The following is a 2,977-nucleotide window of genomic DNA, read 5'->3' as shown; positions in this document are numbered from 1 at the left end:
ATTCCTTGGTGAGTCTGGGCGGGGTCAAACGGTCGTAGCGACGCCCCGATACCCGAGATGGCGTGGACCGATGCCCGCGACATGGGGGCCCCAGGTCATGGTGGTCGACTACGCCCTGGCGGGCTGGCCGCCCGGCATATCTCCGACCATCCGGCGGAAGAAGGTCCCCGCCGGGGAGATCTGCACCGACCCCCGATCCCGGCGGCGGACCACGCCGAAAGGCCAACCCACCCTCGCACCAGGGAAGATCACAGATATCTGATCATGCTATGAAAAATCACACCACCAGCACTGGTGGATCCAGGTAGACCGCAGGAAGGAAGAGCCGACACGGTCGGCACAGCCAGCGCAGCTGTCACACATACACAGGCACGCCACGACGTCATCGGGCGAGATACGCCCGCAGGAACGCCACGACCTCCGCCAACGCCTCCCTCGCAGCCCCCGAACTAGGCACCGCGATGTGCCAGCAGTGCCCGGTGCCCGCCCACGCGCGGTACGTGGCACGGCCCCGGCGGCGGAAGCCCCGCGTCCCGTGCGGCCAGCAGGGCCGCCGCCGTGCAGATGCAGCACCGTCGCGCGCCGGCCGCCGGTCGCGGTCAGGCCGCCGGTCACGGTCAGGCCGCGGCCGCGGGGGATCAGGCTGTGGACGGCGCGGCGACGACGCCGGGTACGGACGGGCTCGAGGCGGCGGTGCGCTCCCTGCTCCCGCTCCTCGAAGTCCTGCCGTGCCCGCAGTACTTCCGGCCGGCGACGCCGCTCAGCGGCCCAGACGCCCTCGCCGCCTTCCGGCGCGAGCTCGCCGCGCACGCAGCCCGCCCCGGCGCCGGTGCCCTCACTCGACCCGCCGGCCGAGCCGGGGGTCTTCGGCGGCGTGGTGGCGCGGCGGCTGGCCATGGACCTGCCGTACCCCGACCTCGACCTCGAATACTCCGTGGCCGAGGGCATCGGTAGCACGACGCTGCGCGGCTATGCCGGCGGCGCGCCGGACGCCCCGCCGGTGCTGCTGGTCGCGCCGTGCGGCATGCCGGTCGAGTTCGTCGCCGCGTGGGTCTCGGCCCTGTCCACCGATCACAGGGTGTTGACCTGGGAGACGAGCGGGCTGTTCGGCAACGAGGGCGAGCGCGCTCGGTTGGACGGCGCGTACCTGGCCGGAACCGTGCGGGACCGCGTCGCCGGGCAGACCCGCGATCTGATCACCGTGCTCGAATCGGAGAAGGCCCGGGATGCGCACGTGATCGGACTGTGCGGCGGCGCGGTGCTCGCGCTCGCGGCCGCCGCGCAGCGCCCCGACCTCGTGCGCTCGCTCAGCCTCTGGCACGCCGACCTGCTCGTGCCGGGCTGCCGCACCGCGCACCAGGCGAACCTGAGCGCGGTGTTGGAGCTGGCCGCGCGCGACCCGACGACCGCCGCGTCCGTGCACGACGTCCTGCTGCGCACGATGCTCGACAGCGTGCCACGGGACCTCGCGCACCTCGTGCTGCATCCGTACGCCACCGCCGAGCTGTTCCACCGCTATAGCCGGATCAACGGCGCCATCATGGCGCTGGACGCGGCCGACCTGGTCGACGGGGTCCGCCAGCCCGTCCTCGTGGTCACCAGCACCGACGACGAGACCGCGCACCCCGAGGCCTCCCGCGAGATCGCCGGGACCCTGCGCGACGCCCGGCTGGTGGTCCGCGACCACGGCGACCACATCGCGCTCTTCCGCGGTTCGCCGTCGCTGTTCGAGCTGGCGACCGACTTCATACGACGTCACTCCTGAACGAAATCGAGACCTCGGATGACCACCGCACCTGCCGCTCCGGCTCCCCCCGTCCTTGCCGCCCTCGACGAGCAGACCGCCGCCCTGAACTCCGGCAGCTGCGGGCTGCTCCTGCACCGTGTAGGCCAGTTCAACTACGGCTTCGCTCGCGAGGGCCGCCAGTACAGCCGCGACCTGGTCGCCTACATGAACGGCAAGGTCGGCGGCACCATCTCCACGTTCTTCTACGACGAGGTGTTCGGCGTGCGCGACCGCGTGCACTGGCTGGTGCACCTCAAGGCGCCGAACGACTACCGCGTCCTGCTGCGGATGGTCGACGACGACGAGGAGTTCCGCGACATCTCGCTGGTGGACCGGCTTCCGGAGAAGGGGCACGGCAGCTGGGAGCGGATGTTCGTGGCGGGCAGTCTGGTCGAGCAGGTGCTGCTGCCCCAGCACGGCCTGCACTACCGCCACGAGGACGCCGCCCCCGACCCGGCGCTCTATGTCCCCGCGGCGCGCAACCAGACCAGCCAGCCGATCAGCGCTCAGCTGAACTCGGCCAACGCCGGCGCGGTGGTGCTGCGCACGGCTGACGTGACCTACAAGTTCCGCGAGGAGGGGCGGCTGTTCGCCTTCGACTGGCAGGAGGCGGTGAACGTAGCGTTCCCCGGGCACGTCACCTCGCTGCTCTACGAGCAGAACTTCGGCCGCCAGGACCGTATCCACTGGCTGATCCACCTGCGCGACCTTGAGGACTACCGGCTGCTGCGCGAGTTCGACGACAGCGAGGCGACGATGTCCTCGATCTTTGCCAAGCAGCGCGTCCACGAGTCCAAGGGCGGCGGCACCTGGGACGACCTGTTCTTGCCCGCCAGCATCCATGACGTCGTCATGGTGCCACGGTTCTGACACGGCGGAGGCCGCGGGCGGATGGGTATCGGGATTGAGTCGATCAACGCTTACGTCGGGCGGACCTCGCTCGGCGTGCTGCAGCTGTTCGAAGCGCGCGGGCTCGACCAGCGACGCTTCGAGAACCTGCTGATGGAGAGCAAGTCGGTGAACCTGCCATGCGAGGACGCGGTAACCAACGCGGTCAACGCCGCCAAACCGCTCATTGACGCGCTGGACGACGGCGGGCGCGCGGCGGTCGAGCTCGTCGTGGTGGGCACCGAGTCAGGCCTCGACTACGGCAAGCCGATCAGTACCTACGTACACGACCTGCTCGGCCTC

The 2,977-nt window shown here is 70.5% G+C and carries 3 protein-coding genes and 1 pseudogene; all 4 read left to right on the top strand.

What is annotated here, in order from left to right; translation table 11 throughout:
• Positions 1-70: 70 nt before the first annotated feature.
• The gene (locus AC08ON_RS16990; RefSeq protein ID WP_476617330.1) at positions 71-262 is read left to right on the top strand and encodes a hypothetical protein; all 192 of its coding nucleotides are present in this window, start codon (positions 71-73) and stop codon (positions 260-262) included.
• A 567-nt stretch (positions 263-829) separates the two neighbouring features.
• Positions 830-1,765, top strand: coding sequence for an alpha/beta fold hydrolase (locus AC08ON_RS16985; RefSeq protein WP_476608478.1), 936 nt, complete (start codon positions 830-832; stop codon positions 1,763-1,765).
• Positions 1,766-1,783: 18 nt separating this feature from the next.
• Positions 1,784-2,656: a DUF6039 family protein gene (locus AC08ON_RS16980; RefSeq protein ID WP_476608479.1), complete on the top strand. Its 873-nt coding sequence runs from the start codon at positions 1,784-1,786 to the stop codon at positions 2,654-2,656.
• A 21-nt stretch (positions 2,657-2,677) separates the two neighbouring features.
• Positions 2,678-2,977: pseudogene (locus tag AC08ON_RS16975) on the top strand (hypothetical protein); the annotation flags it as partial.

This window comes from Frankia sp. CoWAU3, assembly GCF_977971855.1.
Note: the sequence above shows the minus strand (reverse complement) of the source record. Positions and strands in the feature narration are given on the sequence as shown.

Coding starts and splice junctions, on each gene's coding strand:
- AC08ON_RS16990 (WP_476617330.1), top strand. CDS start 71: ATGCCCGCGACATGGGGGCCCCAGGTCATGGTGGTCGACTACGCCCTG.
- AC08ON_RS16980 (WP_476608479.1), top strand. CDS start 1,784: ATGACCACCGCACCTGCCGCTCCGGCTCCCCCCGTCCTTGCCGCCCTC.